Here is a 24,525-nt window from a genome sequence, read left to right on the forward strand (position 1 = left end):
AGGCCGCCATCGCCCCGCAGGGGACCGGCGGCCTCTTATGGGTTCACTTGGACTGCGTCAGGTCGGGCAGGCCGAGGATGCGCTTGGAGATGATGTTGTTCTGCACTTCCTGGCTGCCGCCGTAGATCGTGGTGGCCTTGCCGCCGAGCCAGCTGCGCACGGCGGTCAGCTCCTCGGGCTTGAAGGCTTCGCCCTCCCAGCCCAGGCCCTGATAGCCCATGATCTCCAGGGTCAGCTCGGCCTTGTCCTGCATCCAGCGGGTGCCGGCGTTCTTCATGATCGAGGTGGCGGCGGAGGGGCCGGAATTGCCCTTGGCTTCCATCATCGCGCGCACGGCGGTCTGCTGGAAGGCGCGGCCGTCGATCTCGTTCATGATGATGCGGGTGCGCAGGTCGGTGTCGGCCAGGCGGCCGGTCTCGTCCTCGCCCACATATTCCTTGGCGAGCTTGGGCAGGGGCTTGGCGCCGCCGAACTGGCCGCCGCCGCCGGCGCCGGACAGGCCCGAACGCTCGTGCTGCAGGAGGCGCTTGGCGATGGTCCAGCCGCCGTTGAGCGGGCCGACCAGATCCTTCTTCTCGGCGCGGGCGTCGGTGAAGAAGGTTTCGCAGAAGGGGCTGTTGCCGGCGATCAGCTTGATCGGCCGCACCTCGACGCCCGGCTGGTGCATGGTGAAGAGGACGAAGGAGATGCCCTCGTGCTTCTTGGAGGTGTCGGTGCGCACCAGGCAGAAGCACCAGTCGGCCCACTGGGCGCCCGAGGTCCAGATCTTCTGGCCGTTGATCAGGTAGTGGTCGCCCTTGTCCTCGCACTTGGTCTGCAGCGAGGCGAGGTCGGAGCCGGCGCCCGGCTCGGAGAAGCCCTGGCACCACTGGATCTCGCCGCGGCAGATCGGCGGGATGTGCTCCATCTTCTGCTCTTCGGTGCCGTACTCCAGCAGCGTCGGGCCGAACATCATCACGCCCATGCCGCCGATGGGGTTGTAGGCGCCGGCGCGGCCGAACTCCTGCTGGATCACCCGGGCCTGGGCGGGGGACAGGCCGCCGCCGCCGTACTGCTTCGGCCAGGTGGGCGTGCCCCAGCCCTTCTCGCCGACCGCCTTGCGCCAGGCATCCTGGTCCGCGGTCGGGGTCTGGCGCTCTTCGCGCATCATGGGGTTGGGTCGCCCCTTGAGGGAGGCCGGGAAGTTGGCCTCCACCCAGTCGCGCACCTCGGTGCGGAAGGCGTCGATGTCGCCGCCGAAATCAGCCATGTGAAAAAGTCTCCTTGAAAATCCGAGTGGGCGCCGGCCTCACCCTAGTGCGCTTGCGTGAGGTCGGGCAGGCCCAGGATGCGCTTGGCGATGATGTTGTTCTGCACTTCGTTGGAGCCGCCGTAGATCGAGCCCGCCTTGCCGGCGAGCCAGCCGCGCACCGCGGCCAGTTCGGACTCGGTGAACTCCGCGCCCTCCCAGCCCAGGCCCTGGGCGCCCATGACCTCGAGGGTCAGCTCGGCGCGCTCCTGCACGGCCTTCATGTTGGCGTTCTTCATGATCGAGGTGGCCGCCGAGGGGCCGGAGTTGCCCTTGGCCTCCTGGGCGGCGCGGCGGACGGTCAGCGAGACCACACGGTTGTCCATCTCGTTCATGACGATGCGGGTGCGCAGGTCGGAATCGGCCAGGCGGCCCTGGGCGTCCTCGCCCACGTACTTCTTGGCCAGAAGTCCCAGGGACTCGGCCTTGGCGCCGGCGCCGGCGCGGCCGCCCATGCCCGAGCGCTCGTGCTGCAGGAGGCGCTTGGCCACCGTCCAGCCGCCGTTCAGCGGGCCGATCAGGTTCTCCTTGGGCACCTTCACGTCGGTGAAGAAGGTCTCGCAGAAGGGCGAGTGGCCGGCGATCAGCTTGATCGGCCGCACTTCGACGCCGGGCTGGCGCATGGAGAAGACCACGAAGGAGATGCCCTCGTGCTTGCGGGTGGTGTCGGTGCGCACCAGGCAGAAGATCATGTCGGCGTACTGGCCGCCGGAGGTCCAGATCTTCTGGCCGTTGACCAGGAAGTGGTCGCCCTTGTCCTCGGCCTTGGTCTGCAGGGACGCCAGGTCCGACCCTGCGCCCGGCTCGGAGAAGCCTTGGCACCAGCGTACCTTGCCGAGGGCGATGTCGGGGATGTAGCGCTTCTTCTGCTCCTCGGTGCCGTATTCGAGGAGGGTGGGGCCGAACATGTTCACGCCCATGCCGACGATCGGATTGACCGCGCCGATGCGGCCCATCTCCTCGGCCAGGACACGGGCCTCGGCCGCCGACAGGCCGCCGCCGCCCAGGGACTTCGGCCAGGTGGGCACGCCCCAGCCCTTTTCGCCGACGCGCTGTTTCCAGACGGCGAAGTCGCCCTCCGGCTTGGCCGGGCTCAACACCATGGCTTCCAGCGCCGCGCGGTCGCCGCGCAGGGAGGCCGGGAAATTCGCCTCGAGCCAGTCGCGCGCCTCGGCGCGGAAGGCGTCCAGATCGGCGCCGCCGAAGTCGGCCATCAGAAATTCTCCCTATAATTCAAAATATTATGCTTCTTTATAGCACAGAGTATGGTTCCGGGGGAGTCCTGCTCACTTCGGGTCCGGCAGGCCGAGCACCCGCTTGGACACGACGTTGAGGTTGATCTCCGACGTGCCGCCCTCGATGGAGTTGGCCTTGGCCCGCAGCCAGGCGCGCACCGCGCCCAGTTCGCCGCCCTCGAAGCCCTCGCCGTCCCAGCCCAGGCCCTGGTGGCCCATCAGCTCGATCATCAGCTCGGTGCGGTCCTGGGCGATCTTGGCCCCGGCGTACTTCATGATGGAGGTGGCCGCCGAGGGGCCCTGGTTGGACCTGGCCTCGTCGGCCGCGCGGCGCACCGTGAGCTGAAAGGCGCGGTTCTCCATCAGGTGCTCGGTGATGCGCCGGCGAAGGTCTGCGTCGGCCAGGCGGCCGGCCTCGTCCACGCCGACGTAGTCCCTGGCCGCCTCGTCCACCCGCTTGGCCGCCTGGGCGGTGGCGAGGTTGCCCGAGCCGAGGGCCGCGGAGATGTTGTCGCGCTCGAACTGCAGAAGGCGCTTGGCCACGGTCCAGCCGCCGTTCAGCGGGCCGAAGAGCTGGTCCTTGGGCACCTTCACGTCGGTGAAGAAGGTCTCGCAGAACGGCGAGGTGCCGTTGATCAGCAGGATCGGCCGAACCTCCACGCCCGGGGTTCTCATGTCGATCAGGAGGAAGCTGATCCCCTCGTGCTTCCTGGTGGTGTCGGTGCGCACCAGACAGAAGCACCAGTCGGCGAGGTTGGCGCCGGAGGTCCAGATCTTCTGGCCGTTGACGAGGTAGTGGTCGCCCTTGTCCTCGGCGCGGGTCTGCAGGGAGGCCAGGTCCGAGCCGGAGCCGGGCTCGGAGTAGCCCTGGCACCAGCGCACCTCGCCCTTGATGATGCCGGGCAGGTGCTGGCGCTTCAGCGCCTCGGTCCCGTACTCGATCAGGGTCGGGCCGAACATCATCACGCCCATGCCGCCGATCGGGTTGCGCGCGCCGATCGCGGCCATCTCCTCGCCGAGCACCCGGGCTTCCTGGCGGCTGAGCCCGCCGCCGCCGTACTCGGCCGGCCAGGTGGGCGTGCCCCAGCCCTTGGCGCCCATGGCCTCGCGCCAGCGGCGGGCGTCCTCGCTCTCCTGGCCGCCCATGGAGGCGGCGAGCTGGGCGCCGGGGTTCTCCCGCAGGGACCTGGGGAAGTTCGCCTCGAGCCAGGCCCTCGCCTCGCCGCGGAAGGCCTCGAGATCGGCGCCGCCGAAGTCAGCCATGGAAATCGCCTTCGTCAGAAATGGTCAGGTTGGAGCCGCCGCCCGAACAATAGGACGGCGGCCGGTCGGTATTATTTCGGGTCCGGCAGGCCCAGCACCCGCTTGGAAATGACGTTGAGGTTCACCTCCGAGGTGCCGCCCTCGATGGAGTTGGCCTTGGCCCGCAGCCAGCCGCGCACGGCCATGATCTCGCCGGGGGCGAAGGTCTCGCCCTCCCAGCCCAGGCCCTGGGCGCCCATCAGCTCGATCATCAGCTCCGAGCGCTCCTTGGCGAACTCGGCGGCGGCGTACTTGATGATGGAGGTGGTCGCGCTGGGGCCGTTGCCGGCCTTGGACTCGGCCGCCGAGCGGGCGATCGTCTGGTAGAAGCAGGCGAAGTCCATCTTGTTCCTGGTGATGCGCGCGCGCAGGTCGGCGTCGGCCAGGCGGCCGGTCTCGTCGACGCCCAGGTAGGCCTTGGCCATCTGGCCGAGGTCGCCGGAGGTCCCGCCGGCGCTGCCGCCGCCGCCGAAGCCGGCGGAGATGTTCTGGCGCTCGTACTGCAGGAGGCGCTTGGCGATCTCCCAGCCGCCGTTCAGCCGGCCGACCATGTTCCCCTTCGGGACCTTCACGTCGGTGAAGAAGGTTTCGCAGAAGGGGCTCTCGCCGCTGATCAGCGGGATCGGGCGGGTCTCCACCCCCGGCGAGGCCATGTCGATCAGCACGAAGGAGATGCCCTCGTGCTTCTTGGAGGTGTCGGTGCGCACCAGGCAGAAGCACCAGTCGGCCTTGTCGGCGTAGGAGGTCCAGATCTTCTGGCCGTTGATCAGCCAGTGGTCGCCCTTGTCCTCGCACTTGGTCTGCAGGCCCGCCAGGTCGGAGCCCGCGCCCGGCTCCGAATAGCCCTGGCACCAGCGGATCTCGCCCCTGATGATCTTCGGCAGGTGCTCGCGCTTCTGCTCCTCGCTGGCGTACTCCAGGAGGACCGGGCCCAGCATCCAGACGCCGAAGGAGGCGAGTGGCGCGCGGTAGCGGCCCGCCGCCAGCTCCTGGTCGAGGACGCGGGCCTCCTGCGGGCTGAGGCCCCCGCCGCCGTATTCACGGGGCCAGGTCGGGGCGGTCCAGCCCTTCTCGGCCATGCGGCGCATCCAGACGATCTGGGGATTGTCGCTGCCGACGAACTTGCGCCCGCCCCAGGTCGCCTCCGGGTCGGTCGCGGCCTTGGGGTCGCGGAGCTCCGCGGGATAGTTGGCTTCGAGCCACGCGCGCGTCTCGGCGCGGAAGGCGTCCAGATCACCGCCGCCGAAGTCGGCCATCGCGTCCTCCCTGAAACAACTGTCGGACCAAAATCGCCGCCACCTTAGCGTCGGCGGTCGCCAGGGCAAGGGCGGCGCGAACACTTGTTTGACGCGGCGCGCAAAGGACCGGAAGGCAAATCGGTCTATAGCTGTGGCGACGCCGCTCCCGGCGGCCGCAACGACGGACGACCATGCGCCTCGCACGCGAGCTGAAGCCGGCGGCCCTGGCCGCCGCCCCGATGGCCGGCGCCATGGCGACCCTGGCGATCGGGGTGATGCTGGTGGCCTCGGCCGCCACCCCCTCGGTGCCGGTGCGCCTGATGCGGCTGATGGCGTTCACCCCGGTCGAGCTGATCGAGATCAGCCACTTCGTCTCCAGCGTGCTGGGGCTGGCCCTGGTGTTTCTGGCCTTCGGCCTGCGCGCGCGGCTGGGGGCGGCCTGGGCCGCGACCCTGGCGGTGCTGGCCGCCGCCGCGCCCCTGACCCTGCTGAAGGGCATCAACTGGGAGGAGACCGCCGCGGTGGTCGCCGTGGCCGTGCTCCTGGCCCCGTTCCGCCAGGCCTTCCCACGGCGCGCGCGGCTGGCGCAGATGGAGATCACCCCCGGCTGGCTGGTCTCGGCGGCGGCGGCGGTGGTGGGCGCGGGGCTCCTGGGGCTGTGGTCGTTCGAGCACGCCGACTACGCCGACCAGCCCTGGTGGAAGGTGATGGTGGACGCCGACGCGGCGCGCGCGGTGCGCGCCTGGGCCGGTGCGGCGCTGGCCCTGTTCGCCTTCGGCCTGTGGCGGCTGTTCGCCTCCACCGCCACGCCCAAGGTGGCCGGGGAGGACGATCCGGACTTCGCCCGGGTGCGGGCCATACTGGCGAGCGCCCAGGCCGCCGACCCCGGCTCGAACCTGGCCCTCCTGGGCGACAAGCGCTTCCTGTTCTCGGCCAGCGGCGAAAGCTTCCTGATGTTCGGCGTGCGCGGCCGCTCCTGGGTGGCCCTGGGGGCGCCGGTAGGGCGGCGGGCGGAGCGGCTGGAGCTCCTGTGGCGCTTCCGCGAGCTGGCCGATTCCCACGCCGCGCGGCCGGGGATCTATGGCATCGGCGCCGACGACCTGCCCGACGTGGTCGAGCTCGGCTTCTCCATCCAGAAGGTGGGCGAATCCGCCGCCGTGCCGCTGGAGAGCTTCTCCCTGGAGGGCCGCAAGCGCGGCAACCTGCGCCGCGCCTGGCGCAAGGTGGGCGAGGAGGGGGCGAGCTTTCAGGTGCTGCCCCCCGGCGGCGCCGCGGCGGTGATGGACGAGCTGCAGGCGGTGTCCAACGCCTGGCTGGCGCACCACGCCGGCGGCGAGAAGGGCTTTTCCCTGGGCGGCTTCCACCCCCGCTACGTGGCCGAGTTCCCGGTGGCCGTAGTCCGGCGCGAGGGGCGCATCGTCGCCTTCGCCACCCTGTGGACCACGGCGGCCAGGACCGCCTTCTCCATGGACCTGATGCGCTATTCGGACGAGGCGCCGAAGAACATCATGGACTTCCTGTTCGTCGAGCTGATCGCCTGGGGCCGGGCCGAGGGCTACCAGGCCTTCGACTTCGGCATGGCGCCCCTGGCGGGGCTGGAGGACCGGCCCCTGGCGCCGATCATGTCCCGGGTCGGGCGGCTGGCCTTCGAGCGGGCCGAGGAACTGTACAATTTCCAGGGCGTCTATCGCTACAAGGACAAGTACGACCCGGTCTGGCAGCCCCGCTACATCGCCGCCGCCCACAAGTGGGCCATCCCCATCCTGCTGGCCGACGTGGGCCTGATGAGCTCCGGCGGCGTGGCCGGCCTGGCCAAGCGGCCGAAGCGGGAGGAGGACTAGGGGGCTCAGACCGTCGGCGTCGCGCCGCCGTCGATGACGAACTCGGCCCCGTGGAGCGTGGCGGCTCGGTCGCTGGCGAGAAAGGCGATCAGGTCTGCGACCTCGTCCGGCGTGTTCGGCCGGCCCACCGGAATGCCGCCGAGGGCCCGCACTAGGCCCTCGCGCGCCGCCTCGATCCCGCCGCCGTCGGCCGCGGCCAGCCGCTCGATCATGCGGGTCGCGGCCTGGGTCTCGGTGAAGCCTGGAGCGACGCTGAGCACCCGCACGCCGCGCGGCCCCACCTCGTTGGACAGCGCCTTGCTGTAGTTGCTGAGGGCGGCCTTGGCCGCGGCGTAGGCGATCGTGGATTCGTAGAGCGGCAGGCGGCGCTGAATGGAGCTGACGTGGATGACCACGCCATAGCCCTGGTCCAGCATGGCCGGCACGAGCCGCTGGTCGAGCCGCACCGCCGACAAGAGGTTCAGATTGAGGGCGTCGGCCCAGTCGCCGTCCTGCAGGGCCGCGAAGCCGCCGCCGGGCGCCGCCGAGCCGCCCAGGTTGTGGACGATCACGTCCACCCCGCCGAGGCGATCCATGACGGCCTGGGCCAGGCCGGCCGGGGCGTCGGGGTTCGACAGGTCGGCCTGGTGGAAGAGGTCCGGCCGCGCCAGGTCCTGCGGCGCGGCGCGCGCCGTCAGGAAGACCGTCGCCCCGGCGTCCGAAAGCCGCCTGGCGACGGCCGCACCGATCCCCTGGGTGCCGCCCGTCACCAGCACCCGGCGGCCGGTGAACTCGGCCTCGCGGGGCCGTGGGACAATCTCCAGGTCGATGATCTGGCCGTCCGCAAGCCGGAACCGATAGCGCAGATCCGCGCGGCCGCCGGGAAAGGTCCCGGTCAGGCAGGCGGTGACGACGCCGCCGTCGGGGAGCGCCTCGAAGCTGCGCGGCTCGGCGTGGAAGCTGTAGCGGCTGCGCGCCTCGGCGGCCCAGTCCCGGACCGCCGCCCGGCCCGTGTGCACGCGCTGCTCGTCGCGGACCACAGCCGCGGGGGCGAAGCAGGCGGCGACGGCCTCGGCGTCGTTCGTTTCGGCGACCTCGAAGTAGCGCGCGATCGGGGCGGGAAGTCTTACGGTCATGGTCTGGGCTCGAGGGTGGCGGAGGCCCTGGAAGTGGCGCTATACTGCGCGCATGGCAACAACCGACAAAAATGTGGGGTACTCACCCACAGGTAAGCTTGAGGACGTCACCCCCGACATGGCGGCGACGGGCGTCGAGGCGGCGTTCCGCATGCTTGAGGGGCGCTGGAAGATGGTCATCATCTTCCACCTGTTCGACCGCGAGGTGCTTCGCTTCTCCGAGCTGGAGCGGGCGATCCCCGGCGTCTCGCAGAAGATGCTCATCCAGCAGTTGCGCGACCTCGAAGAGGACGGGATCGTCGAGCGCAAGGTCTATCCGCAGGTTCCGCCCAAGGTGGAGTACCGGCTGACCGAGTGGGGGCGCGGCATGTGCCCGGCGCTCGACGCCCTGCTCGAATGGGCGGCCCAGCGGCCGGCGCAGCAGCCGGGCCAGGCCACTGGGCGCAAGGTGGGGTAGGAGGCTACCCGTCCAACGCGCGGACGTTCGCGCGCGGGGAAGCCGCTACGCCGGCTGGATGGAATCTGGCGTCTCGCCTGAGGAACCTTGGAGGGCTCGGCGGAAGAAGCCCGCCAGCTTGCCGATCGCCTCGCTCACGAAGGGGTCGCGATCGTAGAGGTCGACGTGGCTGGCGCCTTCGATCCAGACCAGCTCCTTGGGTTCGCGTGCGAGGATGTAGGCCTCGCTCGCCATCCAGGCCGTAACGGCGCGGCTTCCGGCGATGAGCAGCAGCGGACGCGGCGCGATCAGATCGATGAAGCGGAACGCGTCGAAGCCGGCGATGCGGTCCACGCTCGGCCAAGCGAAGGCGCTCGCTGCGCGCGGATGCTCGCCGCGGGCCGTGCGGTAGTAGTCATAGCCTTCGAAGGCGTGCGGCCCGGCGGCGCGAGCTTGCTCCGCGTCCGTCGGGAAGATGGCGAGCGCCCCGGCGGGCTCGCCACGCGCCTGCTGCGTGCGAGCGGCCGAGGCCTGGGCGATCATCTGCTGGATCACACCCGGCGGCTGGGCGCCGTCGGGCCCATTGCGGAACTGACGGCCGACGTCGACCCCGCTCACCGTGGCCACCGCGCGGATTCGATGGTCCGTCGCGACCGCCGCGGCCGCATAGCCTCCCGAGGCGCAGAGGCCAAGGACGCCGATCCGGAGAGGGTCGACGGCGGGATGGACGCTGAGGAAGGAGACGGCGGCCTTGAGGTCCTCCACCCGGTGCGCAGGGTCTTCCAGGCCGCGCGGCTCGCCCTCGCTCTCGCCCTGGAAGGCGGCGTCGAAGGCGAGGGCGATGAAGCCCTGGTCGGCGAGTCGGCGGGCATAGAGGCCGGCGGCCTGCTCCTTGACGCCTGCGCCCGGGTGACCGACGACGACGGCGGGACGCGCCGGTCCGTCGCCTGGCTCCGGCAGGTGGAGATGGCCGGCGAGCCGCAGGCCCGCGCTCTCGAAGCTTACGTCGGTTCTCATGGTCGTTCTCCTTTTCGCAGGCAAGCGGGACGCCGAGGGCTTCAGCTTGTGGGGTAGTCCGTCGAGCGGCTGAGCTCGCGCCATCGATCCAGCTGCGCGAGCCGGCCCTGGTCCGCCGCGGCCCGGGCCGCGCCACAGGATTCGGCCAGATCCGCCGGCGCCCGCGGATCGAGCGCGCCGGCGACCACCTGATGTCCCGCCTCCAGCGCCGCCTCGGCGAGCGCCCGGCCCAGTCCTCGGGAGGCGCCCGTAACCAGCCATCTCTTCCTCATCGTCGTTTTCTCCTGCGCCTGGGTCGATTTCAGAGCGCCGCGACGTCGAGGATCGCGCGGGCGAACGCGCGTGGGGCTTCCTGGGGCAGGTTGTGGCCGACGCCGCCCCGCACCAGCCGATGCGCATAGGGGCCGGCGAACTTCTTGGCGTAGGCGGCGGGCTCCGGGTGCGGGGCTCCGTTCGCATCGCCCTCCAAGGTGATGGTCGGAACGTGGATCACCGGCGCTTGGGCGAGCCGCTGTTCGAGGGCGCTGTACTGGCGCTCGCCCTCGGCCAGGCCGAGGCGCCAGCGATAGTTGTTGACCGTGATGTTGACGTGGTCGGGGTTTTCCAGCGCCCGTGCGCTGCGCTCGAAGGCGGCCTCGTCGAACGCCCAGCGCGGCGAGGCGGTCTTCCAGATCAGCCGCGCGAAATCCTTGCAGTACCTGTCGTAGCCCGCCCGGCCGCGGTTGGTGGCGAAGTAGAACTGGTACCACCAGGCGAGTTCAGCCTGGGGCGGCAAGGGGGCTTTGTTGGCTTCCTGGCTGCCGATCAGATATCCGCTGACCGAAACCAGGCCCTTGCACCGTTCCGGCCACAGGGCCGCGACGATGTCGGCCGTGCGCGCGCCCCAGTCGAACCCGCCGAAGATCGCCTGGCGGATCGAAAGGGCGTCCATCAGGGCGATGGCGTCGACGGCGAAGACCGATTGCTGCCCGTTGCGAACCGTGGCGTCGGACAGGAAGCGGGTCGCTCCATAGCCGCGCAAGTAGGGCACGATCACCCGGTGTCCCGCCGCGGCGAGCTCAGCCGAGGCCTCGACATAGCTGTGGATGTCGTACGGCCAGCCGTGCAGCAGGATGACGACGGGCGCGTCGGGCTTGCCCATCTCTGCGTAGCTCACCTCGAGCACGCCGGCCTTGATCCGCCGCAGCGGTTGCGGGAACTCGCCCGCGCCCTGCGACGGCGCAGCCTGCGTCCGCTCCGCTCCAAGCTGGGCGGCCGCCACGCCAAGGGTCGCGGCCGCGAGCAGACGGCGACGGCCCTGGTCGATGGTCTTCGTATTCATAGCGAACCTCGCGCTGCAATCTCGATGCTCCGAGCTTGTCACGCCGGCGCGGGCCTCGCTTTCAGGTGGCCTTCAGGCGACCTTCAGATCACCCTGATTTTCGACCCGCCGCGGTCGATGCTAGGCTTTGGGGCTCCACCCTCGGCGGCGCCGTGATCTATCAGTTCGACACCTTCACCCTCGACACGGCGCGCCGGGAACTGCGCCGCAAAGACCGGTCAATCGCGCTTGAGCCGCAGGTCTTCGACCTCCTGACCTTCCTCGTCGAGGAGCGAGACCGCGTGGTCAGCCGTGACGACCTGCTGGACGTCGTCTGGCAGGGCCGCATCGTGTCGGAGGCGACGCTGAGCAGCCGCCTCAACGCCGTGCGCGCCGCCCTGGGCGACACCGGCGCGGAGCAACGCATGGTCCGCACCTTTCCGCGCAAAGGCGTGAGGTTCGTCGCGGAGGTGCGCCAAGTGGATGGACCAGCGCCCGAGGCGCGGACCGGAGCTGCCCCCGAGGCGCTCCTGCTCCGGGGCGCGCCGCGCACGCCGTCCGTCGCGGTGCTGCCCTTCGCCGGCATCGGCGGCAAGCCCGACGAGGACTATTTCGCCGACGGCGTCACCGAGGAAATCATCACCGCGCTGTCCCGCAGCAGCGGTCTGTTCGTGATCTCGCGAAATTCCTCCTTCGCCTACAAGGGCAAGCCGGCCGACGTGCGGCAGATCGGGCGGGAACTGGGCGTCGACTATGTCGTCGAGGGCTCCGTGCGCAGGGGCGGCGGCCGCCTGCGCATCACCGGACAGCTGATCGACGCCGTCACCGGCGCGCATCTGTGGGCGGACCGCTTCGAGGGCGACGCCCAGGATGTGTTCGCCTTGCAGGACCTGGTCGCCGAAAGCGTCGCCGCCGCGATCGAGCCCAACCTGGAACTGGCCGAGATCGGGCGGCTGCGGCGCGAGGCTCCGGCGCGGCTGGACGCCTACGATCTCCTCTTGCGCGCGCGGGCGCACCTTTCGGAGTTCACCGCGACGGGCACGGACGCCGCGCTCGCCAGCCTGGAGCAGGCGCTGGTCCTGGATCCGGCCTATGCGCCGGCGATGGCCGCCGCCGCCTTCTGCCTCGCCCAGCACCACTTCCAGGGATGGACGGAGCAGGGCGCAGCCGAAAGATCCGAGGCGGTGCGCCTGGCGTGGCGGGCCGTCGAGCTGGCGCCGAACGAAGCCCAGGTGCTCTGGATGGCCGCCTTCGCCATCTGGAACATGGACGAGGTGGATCGCGAGCGAGCCAGGGACCTGTTCGCCCGTTCGCTGGCGATCAATCCGAATTCCGGCATGGCGCTGACCCTGGCCGGCTGGATCGAGGCCATGTGTGGGCGCCCCGCCGCTGGCCGGGAGATGGTCGCCCGAGCCCTGCGCCTGAGCCCGCGGGATCCGCGCGCCTGGCTGATGTCGGGCGCGATGGCGATCACCTCGATGATCGAGGAGGACTACGCTGCGGCGCTGAGGTGGGCCGAGCAGGCGCTCGCCCAGAACCGCCGCTTCGCCGTGGCCCTGCGCGTCGCCGCCGTGTCTCTGGTGAAGCTGGGTCAGCCGCAACGCGCGAGAGCGGTCGTGCAGGAACTGCTGGCGGTCGAGCCCGAGCTCACCATCTCCGGCTTCTTCGCGCGCATTCCCGTTCCTGTCGCCAGCATGAGGCAGGCCTACGCCGAGGCGCTGAGAGAGGCTGGGCTGCCGGCCTGAAGCCGCGGCCTGTTCAGCGGAATCGGTGGCGGCCGGCCGCGGGGTCGCCTTCCTGCGGGCTCACTTGCCTGTGCCGAGCCGCGCGAACATCGTGTCCCCGGGGCGATCTCAGGCTCCGCGCCTGGCGCATTCCGCGCCTTGCAGCGAAGCCGGCGTGCGGAGCGGAGGCGGAATTGACGGCCTATCTGGTGCTCGACCTGACGGTGCACGACCTCAGGGACTTCCTTCCCTACGTCGAGGCGATCCCCGCCTTCATCGCCAAGCACGGCGGCCGCTACGCCTCCAGGGGCGCCGACCCGGTGGTGCTGGAGGGCGAGTGGCCGCTCCAGCGCCTCGTGATCCTGGAGTTCCCGTCGCGCGGGCATGCGCAGGCGTTCCTGTCCGACCCGGAGGCCCAGCCGCTGTTTGCGCGTCGCCATCGCTCGACGACCAGCCGCCTCGTCCTGGTGGACGGGGAGGACGCGGCCTGAGCCTGCGCGCGCGGACAGGGATCGGCGGGCGGGCCCGTCAGGCCAGGACGCCCCGGGGGCGGGCGAGCTGCACGGTCCGGACCTCGCCCGTCTCGGCCAGTTCCGACAGGCCGCCGAGGAACCGGCCGCCGAGCCGGTAGACCTGGCCGGCGAACTGCACGCCGATCACGTCGAGGTCCTCCCCGGCGGCGACGCGTTCGGTGGTGATCTGTTCCTTCAGGGTGAAGCTGGCGTGGAGGAAGTCCCTGACCGGCAGGCTCGACTGCCGGCTCTCAAGCTCGGCGAGTTCCGCCTGAAGGGCCTGCAGCCGGCCGGGCGGCGTCGCGCCCGACTGGCCGCCGGCCGGCGCCAAATGGCCGGCAAAACCTGCCCCCGCGACCGGGCGGTCGACGCCGGCACGGCGCTGAGGGGCGGCGGCGTAAGGCGTTGCGGCTATGGTCGTCATGATCGGCCCTGCCTCGGAGGTGTCGGTCGGCGTTTGCGACGCAAGGGCCATGCCGGGGGGACGGTCGGGCTTTAGGGCGAGGGAGCGCCGGGCGGCGGCCATCCTGACGCGGCCCCGCCTAGAGGATGTAGTGGTCGCCAGCGGCGCGGACGGTGATGTCCCCGATCGAGACGCCCCAGGGCTGGTCGATGGCGTGGATGACGGCGTCGGCGATGTGCTCGGGCGCGAGGGCCACATAGTCCATCTCTTCGGGATCGAGCCGGCCGCCGGCCAGATCGCCTTCGCCCATGGCGCTCATCGCCTGCGTGAAATCGGCCATGTTGTGGCCGACGATGCCGACGACGGCGGCGGGGTTGACGATGGCGCCGGCCAGACCCGTGGCGGGCACGCCGGTGGGCTTGACGGTGGTGACCTTGATCCGGCCGCGGGTCTCCATGCGGAACGATTCCGACAGCACGTTCACGGCCGCCTTGCTGGCGCCGTAGACCGCCGCGCCCACCACCGGAAAGTTGCCGTAGATCGAGGAGATGTTGACGATCTGGCCGCGGCCCGCCGCGATCATCGGGTCGTAGGCGGCGACCATGCCGTTCAGGACCCCCTTGATGTTGATGTCGATGCAGCGGACCCAGGCGGCGTAGGCGGCCGCATGGTCGGAGAAGAAGGCCAGGGGCATGACGCCGGCGTTGTTGACCATCACGTCGACGCCGCCGTAGGCCGAGACGCTGGCCTGGACGAGGGCGGTCATGTCCTCCAGCCGGGTGACGTCGGCGGCAAGCGCCTGGGCCTGGCCGCCGGCGGCGAGGATGCCCTCGGCCGTCTCGCGCACCGCGTGCGCATCGATGTCGCCGCAGGTGACCTGCGCCCCCCGCGCCGCCGCCTTCTGGGCCACCAGGCGGCCGAAGCCGCCGCCGGCGCCGGTGATGACGATGGTCTTGCCCGTGATGTGGTCGCTCATGGTCGGGTCCTCCTGGGCCTCTTCGCCGGCCTGGGCCGGAGCCTAGCGCCACCTCCGCCGCGTAAGGCGAGGGGCGAGCCGAAGGTTTGAGGCGGCGGCCGATCGGCCGGAGGCGATCGGCGCTTGGTGGCCACGCATGACCTGTCCAAGGGCGTGCTGCTGAGCGCGGTGTTCTTCATGCGCCGGGTGGGCAAGACGATCCGCGTGGAGGAGGTGGAGGCTCCGGAAGGGGAGCTGAGCTACAGGGTCACGGGTCAGCTGTTCTTCGCCTCGGCCGACTTCTTCGCCGCCGGCTTCGAGCACCACGACCATCCGCGGCGGGTGCACATCGACCTGTCGCAGGCGCACCTTTGGGACCTGGCCGCCGTGGACAAGGTGGTGTTCCGCTATCGCCGCCAGGGGGCGGAGGTGGTCGTCACCGGCATGACCGAGGCCGAGGCCTCCCTGGTTCAGCAGGTGGGCCGGCACGACAAGACCCACCTGCCGGCCGCGGCGGGCGCCCACTGAGGGCCGCGCCGCGGGCCGTCACCGGCGGCCGGTCGTCACGCCCAGGAGGTTGACGGCGTGGACCAGGAGCAGCAGCAGGACCGTGGCGCTGGTGACCATGATGAACCGCCAGGGGGCCAGGCGCGGCCCCTTGTGGGGGTTGGGCGGGCGCGCGCCGCGCCAGCCGCTGAACACCGCGACGGCCAGCGCCAGGGCGGCCAGGGCCAGGGTGAGGTGAAGGTCCATCGGCCTCGCCTACATCACCGGCGCGGCGCAGGCCAGACGTGCGGCGCGGGGCCGGTTAATCCGCCCTTAACCATAAGTCGCATTGTTTATGCGGGAATCTCGAAGACGTGCGCCTCATCCACAGATGATCGCCCGGGACGCAAGATATAGCGTTACCGGCGCGTTTACACCCTAGGAATCGGTGGTTAGCGTCGGCGAGGGGTGGTTGGAGAGATTCGATATGACGTCGGGGGCGCCCTGGAGCGTCAAAGGGATCGACCCTAAGGCCCGAGAGGTCGCCAAGGATCTTGCCCGGCGTTCCGGCATGACGCTCGGCGAGTGGCTCAACCAGGTCATCCTGCAGGACGACGGACCCGAGGAAGTCACCTCGGAGTCCTTCTTTTCCGATCGGCCGGCGCGTGCGCCGCAGCCGCCGCCGGCGCGCTACGAGGCGCCCGAGCATCCCGCCGACTACGTCGAGCGGATGGCGGGACTGCTGGAGCGGCTGACCACCCGCATCGAAAGCGCCGAGGCGCGCACGGGCCAGGCGGTGAGCGGCGTCGAGCAGTCGGTGCGCTCGGCGCTGGCGCGGATCGAGGCGGCCGAGAAGGCCCAGGCCAGCGTGACGGGCAAGCTCGAGGCGGCCGTGGAGACCGCCCAGACGGCGAAGTCGGCCCAGACCAGCCTGGCCGAGCGGCTGCGCAAGATTGAGGAGCAGACCGCCGGGCCGCGCTCCAGCGAGGCGCTGCGCGCCCTGGAAAACGCCATCACCAAGATCGCCGGCCAGGTGCACGAGGGCGAGAGCCGCACCAGCGAGGTGCTGGCCGAGGTCGAGGCGCGGATCGCCAGGATCGAGGCGGCTGAAGGCGACGCCGAACTGATCGATCAGGTCGTGACCCGCGTGGGCGAGCGCCTGGCCGAGGCCGAGGGCCGCACGGCCGAGGCCATCGAGAGCCTGCGCCAGTCGCTGGCCGTGCTGGACCGGCGCCTGCAGTCGGTGGAGGATGGCGGCGCGCCGGTGATCGAGCAGCGGCTGGAGGCCCTGGCCGAGACCCTGACCGGGCGGCTGGAGGCGGCCCGCGCCGAGATCGCCGAGAAGCTGAGCGCCGGCGCCGACGCCCGGTTCGACCGCATGGAGCGGACCCTGGGCGAGATGTCCCAGCACGTGAGCCAGGCCGAGCAGCGCTCCGCCCGGGCCATCGAGCAGATGGGCCGCGAGGTGCTGAACGTCGCCGAGGTGCTGAACCGGCGGGTGCAGACCGCCGAGACCCGCAGCGCCGAGGCGATCGAGAAGGTCAGCGGCGAGATGGAGCGGATCGCCCAGACGGTCGATTCGCGCCTGACACGCTCGGACTCGGTCCACGCCGAGGCGCTGGAGAAGCTGGGCGCGGAGATCTCGCGCATCACCGAGCGGCTGAGCGAGCGGATCGCCAACGCCGAGCGCCGCTCGGCCCAGGCCATTGACGACATCGGCGAGCAGGTGACCCGCGTGTCGGACCGCATCAGCCAGCGGGCCGAACAGGCCTCGGGCGAGCTGGCCGAGCGCATCCGACAAAGCGAGGAGCGCACCGCGCGCCTGCTGAGCGAGGCGCGCGAGCGGATCGACCAGCGCCTGGCCGAGGCCCAGCGGGCCGCGCCGCCGCTCGAGGCGCCGGCGGCCCCGCTCCCGGCGACGCCGCCCGTCGCCGAGTACGAGGCTTCCAGTTTCCCGGCCCGCCGGGAGCCGTCCGCGCCGATCGACGACCCGTTCGCCGGCTTCCCAGAGGTGGAGGGCGAGGCCGAGGCGGGGCCGCCCGACTCCCCGGCCGCCTTCCTGTCGCGCGCCTTCCCGGCCGCCGCGCCGGCCGCGCCGAGCCTGGCCATGGACGAGCCGGCCGCGCCGGTCGTCGAGGCCGAACCGGAAGCCGAGACCCCGACTGACACGTTCGAGGCCGACACCTTCAAGGCCGACGCCTTCGAGGCGGAGGACTTCGAGGCTGAGGACGTCTTCGAGGCGTCGGCGGATGAGGCGGCCCAGGCGGCCGACGAGACCGTCGAGGCGGCCGCGCCCCTGGCGCTGGACCCGGCCGACAGCTTCGCCGAGCCCGCGGAGGCCGAGCCCCCGTCCGAATCCGAGCCGGCCTTCCTGGCGGCCGAAGCGGACGCCGAGGACGCCCGCGACTACGCCGACGACGACCTCTTCGAGTCGGCCGCCGAAAGCGCGGCCGAGGAGCCTGATGCGGCGGCCCAGCGGCCGCTGACCACCCGCGAGGTGGTCGAGCAGGCCCGCGCGGCGGCGCGCGCCGCGGCGCAGAACGGCGACGCCAAGAAGAAGGCCCGCAACGGCAACGGCGCGTCCGAGGCGCGGCCGCTGTTCTCGAGCTTCGGCCTGTCGCGGCCCAAGCGCCGGGCGGGCGGCACGCTGCAGACCTTCCTGCTGGTGTCCGGCGGGGCGGCGGCGCTCGGCCTGGCGGCCGGCGGCATCGCGCTGATGAGCGGCCAGCCGGGGGGCGAGACGCCGCCGCGGGTGGCCAATTCCCAGGCCCTGGCCGAAGGCGGCGAGATCGAGGGCCTGACCGAAACGCCCCGCGCCTCGGTGGCGCTGGCGCCGGAAGCCACCGCGGCCCTGGGCGAGCCGGCGGACGCGCGCCTGTTCGGACAGGACGTCTCCGGCCCCGATCTGGAAGCCCTCTACGCCGAGGCCGTGCGCGGCCTGGAGGCCGGCGAGGCGGGGGCGCTGGAGGACCTGAAGAAGGCCGCCAACCTGGGCCATGCCCCGGCGCAGCTCTACCTGGGCAAGCTCTATGAGGCCGGCCGCTTCGGCGTGAAGAAGGACCTGGCCGAGGCCCGGCGCTGGACCGAGCGCGCGGCCGAGGGCGGCGACCGGCGCGCCATGCACAATGTGGCGCTTTACTACTTCAACGGCGAGGGCGGCCCGAAGAACTCCACCACCGCGGCCCAGTGGTTCCGCCGGGCGGCCGAGCAGGGGCTGGTCGACAGCCAGTACAACCTGGCGCGTCTCTACGAGGAAGGCCTCGGCGTCAGCCAGAACCCGGCCGAGGCCTACAAGTGGTTCCTGATCGCCGGGCGGTCGGGGGACGCCGAGTCGCGGCTGGGCGCGGAGCGGGTGAAGTCCGAGCTGTCGTCGGAGGCGCGCACGGTGGCCGAACGGGCGGCGGTGGGCTTCCGCCCCGCGGCGCCGGGGGCGACGGGCCTGGCGTCGGCCGACAGCGCGGTGTCCACCGCCCAGCGGGCGCTCTCCAAGCTCGGCTACTACCAGGGCCCGTCGAACGGGGAATCCTCGCCCGCGCTGCGCCTGGCGATCGCCGCCTACCAGCGCGACCAGGGCCTGGCGGCCACAGGTTCGCTCGACAGCACCACCGTCTCGCGTCTGTCCGTCTTCACGCGTTGACTTCCGCGGCGCCGTGGGCGAGTTCCGACGCGACCGCGCCGGGCGCGCCTCACGGCCGGCCGGGCCGGAGCGGACGCCGGACGATCGATCGAGGGCGCTGAGGCTTGGACTTCTACCTTCCCATCGCCGAGGTGTCGGTGAACGGACCGCTGCTGGTGGTCCTGGGGGCGGCGGTCGGGTTCATTTCAGGCCTGTTCGGCATCGGCGGCGGCTTCCTGATGACGCCGGTTCTGGTGTTCCTGGGCATCCCCCCGGTGGTGGCGGTGGCCAGCGAGGCCAACCACGTGGCCGCCTCGTCCATGTCCAGCGTGATCGCCTACGGACGCCGCCGGGCGGTGGACTTCCGCATGGGCGGGGTGCTGGCGGCCGGCGGGGCGGTGGGCTCGTTCATCGGCGTCGAGGTGTTCCGCTGGCTGCGCCTGCTGGGCCAGGCGGACCTGGTGGTCTCGCTCTCCTACCTCCTGTTCCTGGGGGTGATCGGCGGACTGATGCTGACCGAATCCCTGGGCGCGATCCTGCGCCGGCGGCGCGGGGAGACGCCGGCGCCGCGGCGCGACAGGCGCCCGGTGTGGCTGTACGGCCTGCCGTTCAAGGTGCGGTTTCCGCGCTCGCGGCTCTACATCAGCATCATCCCGCCGGTGATCCTGGGCCTGTTCGTCGGGATTCTGTCGGCGATCATGGGCGTGGGCGGCGGCTTCATCCTGGTGCCGGCGATGGTCTACATCCTGCGCATGCCCGCCGGGGTGGTGGTGGGCACGAGCCTGTTCCAGATCATCATCACCACGTCGCTGACCAGCGTGTTGCAGGCCGGGCGCAACCAGTCGGTGGACATCGTGCTGGCGACCCTGCTGCTGGTCGGCGGGGTGCTGGGGGCGCAACTGGGAGCCAAGGCCAGCGCCCGTTTCCGGGCCGAGGAGCTGCGCGCCCTGCTCGGGCTGATCGTGCTGTTCATGGGCCTGCAGATGGGCCTGGGGCTGTTCGTGCGCCCCGAGGAGCCGTTCGTGATGGTCTCGGGAGGCGGCTGATGGCGACCGACCTGCCCCCCACCGACCTGCCGCCGGCCAGCGTGGTCCAGGCCCCCGCGATCTCGGCCGCCCTGACCGAGACGCGGGTGCGGGTGACCTCCAGCTTCACGGGGGCGCGCATCGTGCTCTACGGGGCGGTGCTCGACCCCACTGACAAGCCGAGCGACGTGGTGGTGATCGTGCGCGGCCCGGACCAGCCGGTGCGGATGGCGCGCAAGACCCGGGTGGCGGGGCTGTGGATCAACAGCCGCCCGGTGGTGTTCCAGGGCGCGCCGGGCTTCTACATGGCCGCCTCCACCCGGCCGCTGGACGAGATCGCCGACTTCGGCACGCTTCGCCGGCTGGGGGCAGGGGTGGACCACCTGGCGATCAACGCGCCGATGGAGCAGCAGGTGGAGACCCGCTACGGGGTGCGCGACGTGGTGGTCAGCCGCCTGGGGGCGGACTACCTGGACTGGCGGCGGGCGGTGGTGCGGCTGAAGGAGAAGGCTGGGCTCTACGACGCCGACAGCTCGGGCGTGCGGTTCGTCGACCGGGACCTGTTCCGCGCCGAGATCGACCTGCCGACCGAGGCGCCGATCGGCGTCTACACGACCGAGATCATCCTGTTCCAGGGCGGCGAGGCCGTCTATCGGCGCACCCGCAGCCTGGTGGTGGAGAAGGTGGGTATTGAACGGGCTCTTTACCTTTTCGCCCATCGCAGGCCATGGTTGTACGGCCTAGCTTCCGTGGTGATTGCGCTGGGCGCAGGCTGGGCCGCTTCGGTCGCCTTCCGGAGGTCTTGAGGCGCATGGAAATGACCGGCCGGGCGCCGTTGCCGCTCTGGATCATCGCGCTCTTGGCGCTGGCCCCGTTCCCCGCCGCCGCCGTGGCCTACGCCTTCGGCCCGGCGGCGCAGGCGCCCATGGCCCTGGCGGTGCTGCTGACCTGGTCGGCGGTGGTGCTGGCGTTCCTGGGCGGGGTGCGCTGGGGGCTGGAGACGGGACGCGCGGCGCCGCGCTGGACCCGGCTGGCGGTGTCGGTGATCTCGCCGGTGGCGGCCTGGATCCTGTTCCTGGGGCGCGAGGCGATCCCGGCGCAATGGGAGCTGACGGGCTTTCTGGCGGCCTTCCTGCTGCAGTGGCTGTTCGACCACTCCGCGCCGGACGTGCCGGCGCGCTGGCCGCGGCTGATGACCACCCTGACGCTGGGGGCGTGCGTGTCGCTGGCGATGGTGCTGGAAAAGGCGTTGCGGCTTTAGGCGCCGCGGTGGGGGCGGTGAGCTGGCCCGGGGCGTTCGGCGGCTGGCGGCGGGCCGAGGTCCAGGCCCTGGCCGCGAGGGCCTAGTCGGGGCCGAGGGAGCGCCAGCCGACGGCGTGGACCCGGCCGGCGCCCAGGGCGCCGACGATGGGCTGGCGCACGAACAGGCCGGCGAAGGCGGCGTCACGGACGTTGAGCCCGCCGGCGTAGGCGCCGAAAGCCGGCAGGATCAGGCGCGCGCCGTCGGTGACGAAGCAGCGGCGCCGCACGCTGCCGCGGCTGGCCCGCACCCGGGCGCATGGGTGCAGGTGGCCGGAGACCTCGCCCCCCTGGGGGCCGGGCTGCGGTTCGTGGCGCAGGACGAACGGGCCCACGGCGATCTCGTCGGCGACCTCGCCCGGCAGGCCGCGGGGGCCGTCGGCGTCGTGATTGCCGACCACCCAGACCAGGTCGCGCCCGCGGGCCAGGGCGGCGAGGCGGGCGGCGTCGTCGGCCGCCAGGCGGTCCTCGGCGCGGCGGTCGTGGAAGGTGTCGCCGAGGAAGACCAGGGTGCGCGGCGCGAGCGCCGCCACCTCCGCCTCCAGCCGGCGCAAGGTGTCGGCGGTGTCGTAGGGCGGCAGCATCTGGCCGCGGGCGGCGTAGGCGCTGCCCTTTTCCAGGTGCAGGTCGGCGACCACCAGCATGGCCGCGTCCTCCAGCCACAGGGCGCCGGAGGGCCGCAGGCCGGCGACGCCGCCGGCGAGGGCCACCCGCAGCGAGCCGCAGGCCAGCGGGGCCAGATCGTGGGCGGGCAGATGGGCGGCGCTCATGCGGTCGCCTCGGCGATCAGGTCGGCCTCGGCCTCCGCCAGGATCAGCTCGGCGGCCGAGCCGGGGGTCCGCTCCTTGCCGATCTCCAGCATCATCGGCACCGAGAACGGCGACAGGTGGTCCAGGGCCACATGGCGGATGCGCCCCCGGATGCGGGCGAGCATCTGGCCGAGGCGCGCCACGTCCACCAGGCCGGCGGCGGCGTCGGCCCGGGCGCAGCGGAGCAGGAGGTGGTCGGGCTGGTGGCGGCGCAGCACGTCGTAGATCAGGTCCGTCGAAAAGGTGATCTGGCGGCCGCTCTTCTGCGGCTGTCCGGGGAATCGGCGCTCGATAAGTCCGGCGATGATCGCACAGCCCTTGAAGGCGCGCTTCATCATCGAGCTTTCGGCGAGCCAGTCCTCCAGATCGTCGCCCAGCATGTCCTGTGCGAACAGGTCGGCGAAGTCGAGGCCGTCCAGGGGCTTCAGCGCCCAGATGGTCAGCGCGTAGTCGTTGCAGACAAAGCCGAGGGGCGCGGCGCCGGCCCGCTCCAGCCGGCGGGTGAGGAGCATGGCGAGGGTGGTGTGGGCCAGCCGCCCCTCGAAGGGATAGCAGACCATGAAGAAGCGCTTGCCCCTCGGAAAGGTCTCCAGGAGCATCTCGTCCGGGCCGGGGATGGCCGAGCGGTCGCGCTGGATCTCCAGCCATTCGCGCACGTCCGCCGGCAGCACCTTCCAGTGTTCCTGGTCGGACATCATGCGGCGCACGCGGCCAGCCAGGAAGGTGGAGAGGGCGAACTTGGAGCCGCCCCAGGAGGGCATCTTGGGGTCCTTGTCGGCGGCCGGGCTGACCAGCACGTCGAGGCCGGTGATGGCGACGAGCTTCCAGACCTGGCCGGCGAAGACGAAGGTGTCGCCGGGCTCCAGCATCTCCAGATAACCCTCTTCGACCTCGCCGATCTTGCGGCCGGGTCGGGCGGAGCGGCCGATGGCGATGCGCACGTTCATCACGGCGGGCGAGACGATGGCGCCGACGTTCATGCGGTGGCGCTGGGCGACGGCGGCGTCGCGCACCTTCCAGGGCCCCTCGCGGGTCTTCACGATGCGGCGGAAGCGGTCGTAGGTCTTCAGGGCGTAGCCGCCGGTGGAGACGAAGTCGACGACCTGCTCGAAGTCCTCCCAGGCCAGGTCGCGGTAGGGGCCGGCGCAGGTGATCTCCTCGTAGAGGGCCAGGGCCTCGAAAGGCTCGGAGCAGGCGCAGCCCATGACGTGCTGGGCCAGCACGTCGAGCGCGCCCTCGCGGGGCGGATCGCCGTCCAGGGTGTTCTCGGCGATGGCCTCGCGGGCGGCCTGGCACTCCAGCATCTCGAAGCGGTTGGCCGGCACGAAGAGGGCCCGGCTCGGCTCGTCCAGCCGGTGGTTGGCCCGGCCGATCCGCTGGACCATGCGCGAGGCGCCCTTCGGCGAGGCGAGCTGGATGACGAGGTCGACGTCGCCCCAGTCGATGCCCAGGTCCAGGGTGGAGGTGCAGACCACGGCGCGCAGCTCGCCGCGGGCCATGGCCGCCTCCACCTTGCGCCGCTGCTCGGCGGCGAGGGAGCCGTGGTGCAGGGCGATCGGGAGATTGTCGTCGTTCAGGCGCCAGAGCTCCTGGAAGGCGAACTCGGCCTGGAAGCGGGTGTTGACGAAGACGAGCGCCGTCCGCGCCTTGCCGATGGCCGCGTAGACCTCGGCCATGGCGTGCTGGGCGGTGTGGCCGGCCCAGGGCACGCGGCCCTCGGACAGCAGCATGTCGACGATCGGCGCCGCCCCGCCGGGACCGCGGACGAGGTCGATGGAGGTTTCGGGAGGTGCAAGTCCGGCTTCAAGATGCTCCCCCTCGGTCTCGGCGCCGGCGCGCCGAGCCGCCTCCCCCAGGGGGGGAGGATCTTGGGGCGCGGCCTGCGCCCTGCCGAAGGCCAGCCAGCGGCGGATCACGTCAGGGTCGTCGACGGTGGCCGAGAGGCCGACGCGGCGCAGATTCGGGGCGAAGGTCTGCAGGCGCGCCAGATGCAGGGCCAGGAGGTCGCCGCGCTTGGAGGAGTGGATGGCGTGGATCTCGTCGACGATCACCCGCGTCAGCCCCTCGAAATAGGCCCGCGCGCCCTCCCAGGCGCAGAACAGGGCGAGCTGCTCGGGGGTGGTGAGCAGGATGTCGGGCGCGCGGACCCGCTGGCGCTGGCGGCGGGACACACCGGTGTCGCCGGTGCGGCTCTCGGCGACGATCGGCAGGCCCATCTGGAGGATCGGCGCCATCAGGTTGCGCTCGACGTCCACGGCGAGCGCCTTCAGCGGGGAGATGTAGAGGGTGTGCAGGCCGCGGGGGGCGTTGGCCGGCGGCCGCTCGGTCAGCTCGACGAGGCTGGGCAGGAAGCCGGCCAGGGTCTTGCCGCCGCCGGTGGGGGCGATCAGCAGGGCGTCGCGCCCGGCCCGGGCCTTTTCCAGCATGGCCAGCTGGTGGGCGCGGGGCTTCCAGCCGCGGTCGGCGAACCAGGCCGCGAAGCGGGGCGGGAGGAGGTCGGCGCGCGGGGCGGCGTCTTGAGCCATGGACGGCCTTTAGCATGTTCCTGTTCCGTTTCGCCTGCCTGGACTTGACGCGCAAGCTTGACCGCGCGCTGATCGTGGCGGGCACGAAGGGGTGCGTGATGCTTGGGAAGTTGGCGCCGGCCCAGATCGCCGGTTTGGCCGCCGGCCTGTTCGCCGCCATGTTCACCGCCGCCGGGGCGTCGGCCGAGCCGGCGCCGGCGGGTTGCCGCTGGCAGAGCGCGCCGGGCGGCCAGATCCTGGCCTGCAAGGACGCGCAGGGCTACTGGCGCCGCTCGGGCGACAACGAGATCGTCGGCTACGACCCGCCGCGGGTGAAGCCGCCGCCCGCGCCGAGGCCGCAGCCGGCCGCCGCGGCGCCGGTCGCGCCGCCCGAGGTCGCCCCGCCGCCGCGCCTGGACC

23 protein-coding genes are annotated in these 24,525 nt (G+C 71.7%); 10 read left to right on the forward strand and 13 right to left on the reverse strand.

Annotation, left to right across the window (positions count from 1 at the left end; genetic code table 11):
• Positions 1-43 precede the first annotated feature (43 nt).
• The 4 genes from ACK4YQ_RS15110 to ACK4YQ_RS15125 form a co-directional block, all read right to left on the reverse strand.
• Positions 44-1,249 (reverse strand): acyl-CoA dehydrogenase family protein, encoded by a 1,206-nt coding sequence (locus ACK4YQ_RS15110; RefSeq protein ID WP_409612296.1) that lies wholly within the window; start codon positions 1,247-1,249, stop codon positions 44-46.
• Positions 1,250-1,293: 44 nt separating this feature from the next.
• The gene (locus ACK4YQ_RS15115) at positions 1,294-2,502 is read right to left on the reverse strand and encodes an acyl-CoA dehydrogenase family protein (protein ID WP_409612298.1); all 1,209 of its coding nucleotides are present in this window, start codon (positions 2,500-2,502) and stop codon (positions 1,294-1,296) included.
• Positions 2,503-2,574: 72 nt separating this feature from the next.
• Positions 2,575-3,786 carry an acyl-CoA dehydrogenase family protein gene (locus tag ACK4YQ_RS15120; protein WP_409612300.1) on the reverse strand — a complete coding sequence of 404 codons (1,212 nt, stop codon included), beginning with the start codon at positions 3,784-3,786 and terminating at the stop codon, positions 2,575-2,577.
• A 71-nt stretch (positions 3,787-3,857) separates the two neighbouring features.
• Positions 3,858-5,081: an acyl-CoA dehydrogenase family protein gene (locus tag ACK4YQ_RS15125; protein ID WP_409612302.1), complete on the reverse strand. Its 1,224-nt coding sequence runs from the start codon at positions 5,079-5,081 to the stop codon at positions 3,858-3,860.
• 173 nt (positions 5,082-5,254) lie between these two features.
• Between ACK4YQ_RS15125 and ACK4YQ_RS15130 the strand changes: the two genes are divergently transcribed.
• Positions 5,255-6,904: a GNAT family N-acetyltransferase gene (locus ACK4YQ_RS15130; protein WP_409612304.1), complete on the forward strand. Its 1,650-nt coding sequence runs from the start codon at positions 5,255-5,257 to the stop codon at positions 6,902-6,904.
• 5 nt (positions 6,905-6,909) lie between these two features.
• Here ACK4YQ_RS15130 and ACK4YQ_RS15135 read toward each other — a convergent pair whose 3' ends face one another.
• On the reverse strand, positions 6,910-8,019 hold the full coding sequence (locus ACK4YQ_RS15135) for an SDR family oxidoreductase (protein WP_409612306.1): 1,110 nt from the start codon (positions 8,017-8,019) through the stop codon (positions 6,910-6,912).
• Between the two features lie 118 nt (positions 8,020-8,137).
• Between ACK4YQ_RS15135 and ACK4YQ_RS15140 the strand changes: the two genes are divergently transcribed.
• Positions 8,138-8,476 (forward strand): winged helix-turn-helix transcriptional regulator, encoded by a 339-nt coding sequence (locus ACK4YQ_RS15140; RefSeq protein ID WP_409612308.1) that lies wholly within the window; start codon positions 8,138-8,140, stop codon positions 8,474-8,476.
• Positions 8,477-8,521: 45 nt separating this feature from the next.
• Here ACK4YQ_RS15140 and ACK4YQ_RS15145 read toward each other — a convergent pair whose 3' ends face one another.
• From ACK4YQ_RS15145 to ACK4YQ_RS15155, 3 genes are read right to left on the reverse strand one after another with little or no spacing between them, the layout of a single operon-like run.
• On the reverse strand, positions 8,522-9,472 hold the full coding sequence (locus tag ACK4YQ_RS15145; protein WP_409612310.1) for an alpha/beta hydrolase: 951 nt from the start codon (positions 9,470-9,472) through the stop codon (positions 8,522-8,524).
• Between the two features lie 41 nt (positions 9,473-9,513).
• Complete coding sequence (locus ACK4YQ_RS15150) at positions 9,514-9,744, reverse strand: SDR family NAD(P)-dependent oxidoreductase (RefSeq protein ID WP_409612312.1); 231 nt, start codon at positions 9,742-9,744, stop codon at positions 9,514-9,516.
• Positions 9,745-9,773: 29 nt separating this feature from the next.
• Positions 9,774-10,793 (reverse strand): alpha/beta fold hydrolase, encoded by a 1,020-nt coding sequence (locus ACK4YQ_RS15155; RefSeq protein WP_409612313.1) that lies wholly within the window; start codon positions 10,791-10,793, stop codon positions 9,774-9,776.
• 152 nt (positions 10,794-10,945) lie between these two features.
• Between ACK4YQ_RS15155 and ACK4YQ_RS15160 the strand changes: the two genes are divergently transcribed.
• Both ACK4YQ_RS15160 and ACK4YQ_RS15165 read left to right on the forward strand, forming a co-directional pair.
• Positions 10,946-12,517 carry a winged helix-turn-helix domain-containing protein gene (locus ACK4YQ_RS15160; protein ID WP_409612315.1) on the forward strand — a complete coding sequence of 524 codons (1,572 nt, stop codon included), beginning with the start codon at positions 10,946-10,948 and terminating at the stop codon, positions 12,515-12,517.
• Between the two features lie 173 nt (positions 12,518-12,690).
• Positions 12,691-12,987 (forward strand): DUF1330 domain-containing protein, encoded by a 297-nt coding sequence (locus ACK4YQ_RS15165; protein ID WP_409612317.1) that lies wholly within the window; start codon positions 12,691-12,693, stop codon positions 12,985-12,987.
• A gap of 37 nt (positions 12,988-13,024) precedes the next feature.
• On the opposite strand, the gene ACK4YQ_RS15170 is transcribed toward ACK4YQ_RS15165, so the two are convergent.
• A complete protein-coding gene (locus tag ACK4YQ_RS15170; RefSeq protein ID WP_409612319.1) occupies positions 13,025-13,339 on the reverse strand; it encodes a hypothetical protein in 315 nt (104 codons plus the stop codon).
• Positions 13,340-13,550: 211 nt separating this feature from the next.
• Positions 13,551-14,387, reverse strand: a complete 837-nt coding sequence (locus tag ACK4YQ_RS15175) for an SDR family oxidoreductase (protein WP_409612321.1) — start codon at positions 14,385-14,387, stop codon at positions 13,551-13,553.
• A gap of 126 nt (positions 14,388-14,513) precedes the next feature.
• Here ACK4YQ_RS15175 and ACK4YQ_RS15180 point away from each other — a divergent pair, with 126 nt between their 5' ends.
• Complete coding sequence (locus ACK4YQ_RS15180; protein WP_409612322.1) at positions 14,514-14,894, forward strand: STAS domain-containing protein; 381 nt, start codon at positions 14,514-14,516, stop codon at positions 14,892-14,894.
• An 18-nt stretch (positions 14,895-14,912) separates the two neighbouring features.
• On the opposite strand, the gene ACK4YQ_RS15185 is transcribed toward ACK4YQ_RS15180, so the two are convergent.
• Positions 14,913-15,119, reverse strand: a complete 207-nt coding sequence (locus ACK4YQ_RS15185) for a hypothetical protein (RefSeq protein ID WP_409612324.1) — start codon at positions 15,117-15,119, stop codon at positions 14,913-14,915.
• 220 nt (positions 15,120-15,339) lie between these two features.
• On the opposite strand from ACK4YQ_RS15185, the gene ACK4YQ_RS15190 reads away from it, so the two are divergent.
• The 4 genes from ACK4YQ_RS15190 (at position 15,340) to ACK4YQ_RS15205 (ending at position 20,754) form a co-directional block, all read left to right on the forward strand.
• The gene (locus ACK4YQ_RS15190) at positions 15,340-18,489 is read left to right on the forward strand and encodes a peptidoglycan-binding protein (RefSeq protein ID WP_409612325.1); all 3,150 of its coding nucleotides are present in this window, start codon (positions 15,340-15,342) and stop codon (positions 18,487-18,489) included.
• A 104-nt stretch (positions 18,490-18,593) separates the two neighbouring features.
• Positions 18,594-19,514: a sulfite exporter TauE/SafE family protein gene (locus ACK4YQ_RS15195; RefSeq protein WP_409612327.1), complete on the forward strand. Its 921-nt coding sequence runs from the start codon at positions 18,594-18,596 to the stop codon at positions 19,512-19,514.
• Complete coding sequence (locus ACK4YQ_RS15200; RefSeq protein WP_409612329.1) at positions 19,514-20,299, forward strand: TIGR02186 family protein; 786 nt, start codon at positions 19,514-19,516, stop codon at positions 20,297-20,299. The genes ACK4YQ_RS15195 and ACK4YQ_RS15200 overlap by 1 nt, the downstream gene beginning before the upstream one ends.
• Positions 20,300-20,310: 11 nt before the next feature.
• Positions 20,311-20,754, forward strand: a complete 444-nt coding sequence (locus ACK4YQ_RS15205) for a DUF3429 domain-containing protein (protein WP_409612330.1) — start codon at positions 20,311-20,313, stop codon at positions 20,752-20,754.
• An 82-nt stretch (positions 20,755-20,836) separates the two neighbouring features.
• Here ACK4YQ_RS15205 and pdeM read toward each other — a convergent pair whose 3' ends face one another.
• Entirely contained in the window at positions 20,837-21,562 is a 726-nt protein-coding gene (gene pdeM, locus ACK4YQ_RS15210; RefSeq protein ID WP_409612332.1) for a ligase-associated DNA damage response endonuclease PdeM, read from the reverse strand.
• Positions 21,559-24,126, reverse strand: coding sequence for a ligase-associated DNA damage response DEXH box helicase (locus ACK4YQ_RS15215; protein ID WP_409612334.1), 2,568 nt, complete (start codon positions 24,124-24,126; stop codon positions 21,559-21,561). The genes pdeM and ACK4YQ_RS15215 overlap by 4 nt, the downstream gene beginning before the upstream one ends.
• A 14-nt stretch (positions 24,127-24,140) precedes the next feature.
• Between ACK4YQ_RS15215 and ACK4YQ_RS15220 the strand changes: the two genes are divergently transcribed.
• Positions 24,141-24,525, forward strand: a 385-nt coding sequence (locus ACK4YQ_RS15220; RefSeq protein WP_409612336.1) for a hypothetical protein, incomplete at its 3' end; no start/stop codon positions are given.

Origin of the sequence: Phenylobacterium sp. (genome assembly GCF_046291545.1) — a bacterium.
Lineage (GTDB): Bacteria > Pseudomonadota > Alphaproteobacteria > Caulobacterales > Caulobacteraceae > Phenylobacterium.

Bases quoted from the DNA above. Each gene is read 5' to 3' on its own strand.
- ACK4YQ_RS15145 (WP_409612310.1), bottom strand. From the start codon at position 9,472: ATGAGAACCGACGTAAGCTTCGAGAGCGCGGGCCTGCGGCTCGCCGGC.
- ACK4YQ_RS15125 (WP_409612302.1), bottom strand. From the start codon at position 5,081: ATGGCCGACTTCGGCGGCGGTGATCTGGACGCCTTCCGCGCCGAGACG.
- ACK4YQ_RS15140 (WP_409612308.1), top strand. From the start codon at position 8,138: ATGGCGGCGACGGGCGTCGAGGCGGCGTTCCGCATGCTTGAGGGGCGC.
- ACK4YQ_RS15150 (WP_409612312.1), bottom strand. From the start codon at position 9,744: ATGAGGAAGAGATGGCTGGTTACGGGCGCCTCCCGAGGACTGGGCCGG.
- ACK4YQ_RS15115 (WP_409612298.1), bottom strand. From the start codon at position 2,502: ATGGCCGACTTCGGCGGCGCCGATCTGGACGCCTTCCGCGCCGAGGCG.
- ACK4YQ_RS15130 (WP_409612304.1), top strand. From the start codon at position 5,255: ATGCGCCTCGCACGCGAGCTGAAGCCGGCGGCCCTGGCCGCCGCCCCG.
- ACK4YQ_RS15215 (WP_409612334.1), bottom strand. From the start codon at position 24,126: ATGGCTCAAGACGCCGCCCCGCGCGCCGACCTCCTCCCGCCCCGCTTC.
- ACK4YQ_RS15190 (WP_409612325.1), top strand. From the start codon at position 15,340: ATGACGTCGGGGGCGCCCTGGAGCGTCAAAGGGATCGACCCTAAGGCC.
- ACK4YQ_RS15135 (WP_409612306.1), bottom strand. From the start codon at position 8,019: ATGACCGTAAGACTTCCCGCCCCGATCGCGCGCTACTTCGAGGTCGCC.
- pdeM (WP_409612332.1), bottom strand. From the start codon at position 21,562: ATGAGCGCCGCCCATCTGCCCGCCCACGATCTGGCCCCGCTGGCCTGC.
- ACK4YQ_RS15175 (WP_409612321.1), bottom strand. From the start codon at position 14,387: ATGAGCGACCACATCACGGGCAAGACCATCGTCATCACCGGCGCCGGC.
- ACK4YQ_RS15205 (WP_409612330.1), top strand. From the start codon at position 20,311: ATGACCGGCCGGGCGCCGTTGCCGCTCTGGATCATCGCGCTCTTGGCG.
- ACK4YQ_RS15110 (WP_409612296.1), bottom strand. From the start codon at position 1,249: ATGGCTGATTTCGGCGGCGACATCGACGCCTTCCGCACCGAGGTGCGC.
- ACK4YQ_RS15185 (WP_409612324.1), bottom strand. From the start codon at position 15,119: ATGGACCTTCACCTCACCCTGGCCCTGGCCGCCCTGGCGCTGGCCGTC.
- ACK4YQ_RS15200 (WP_409612329.1), top strand. From the start codon at position 19,514: ATGGCGACCGACCTGCCCCCCACCGACCTGCCGCCGGCCAGCGTGGTC.
- ACK4YQ_RS15120 (WP_409612300.1), bottom strand. From the start codon at position 3,786: ATGGCTGACTTCGGCGGCGCCGATCTCGAGGCCTTCCGCGGCGAGGCG.
- ACK4YQ_RS15155 (WP_409612313.1), bottom strand. From the start codon at position 10,793: ATGAATACGAAGACCATCGACCAGGGCCGTCGCCGTCTGCTCGCGGCC.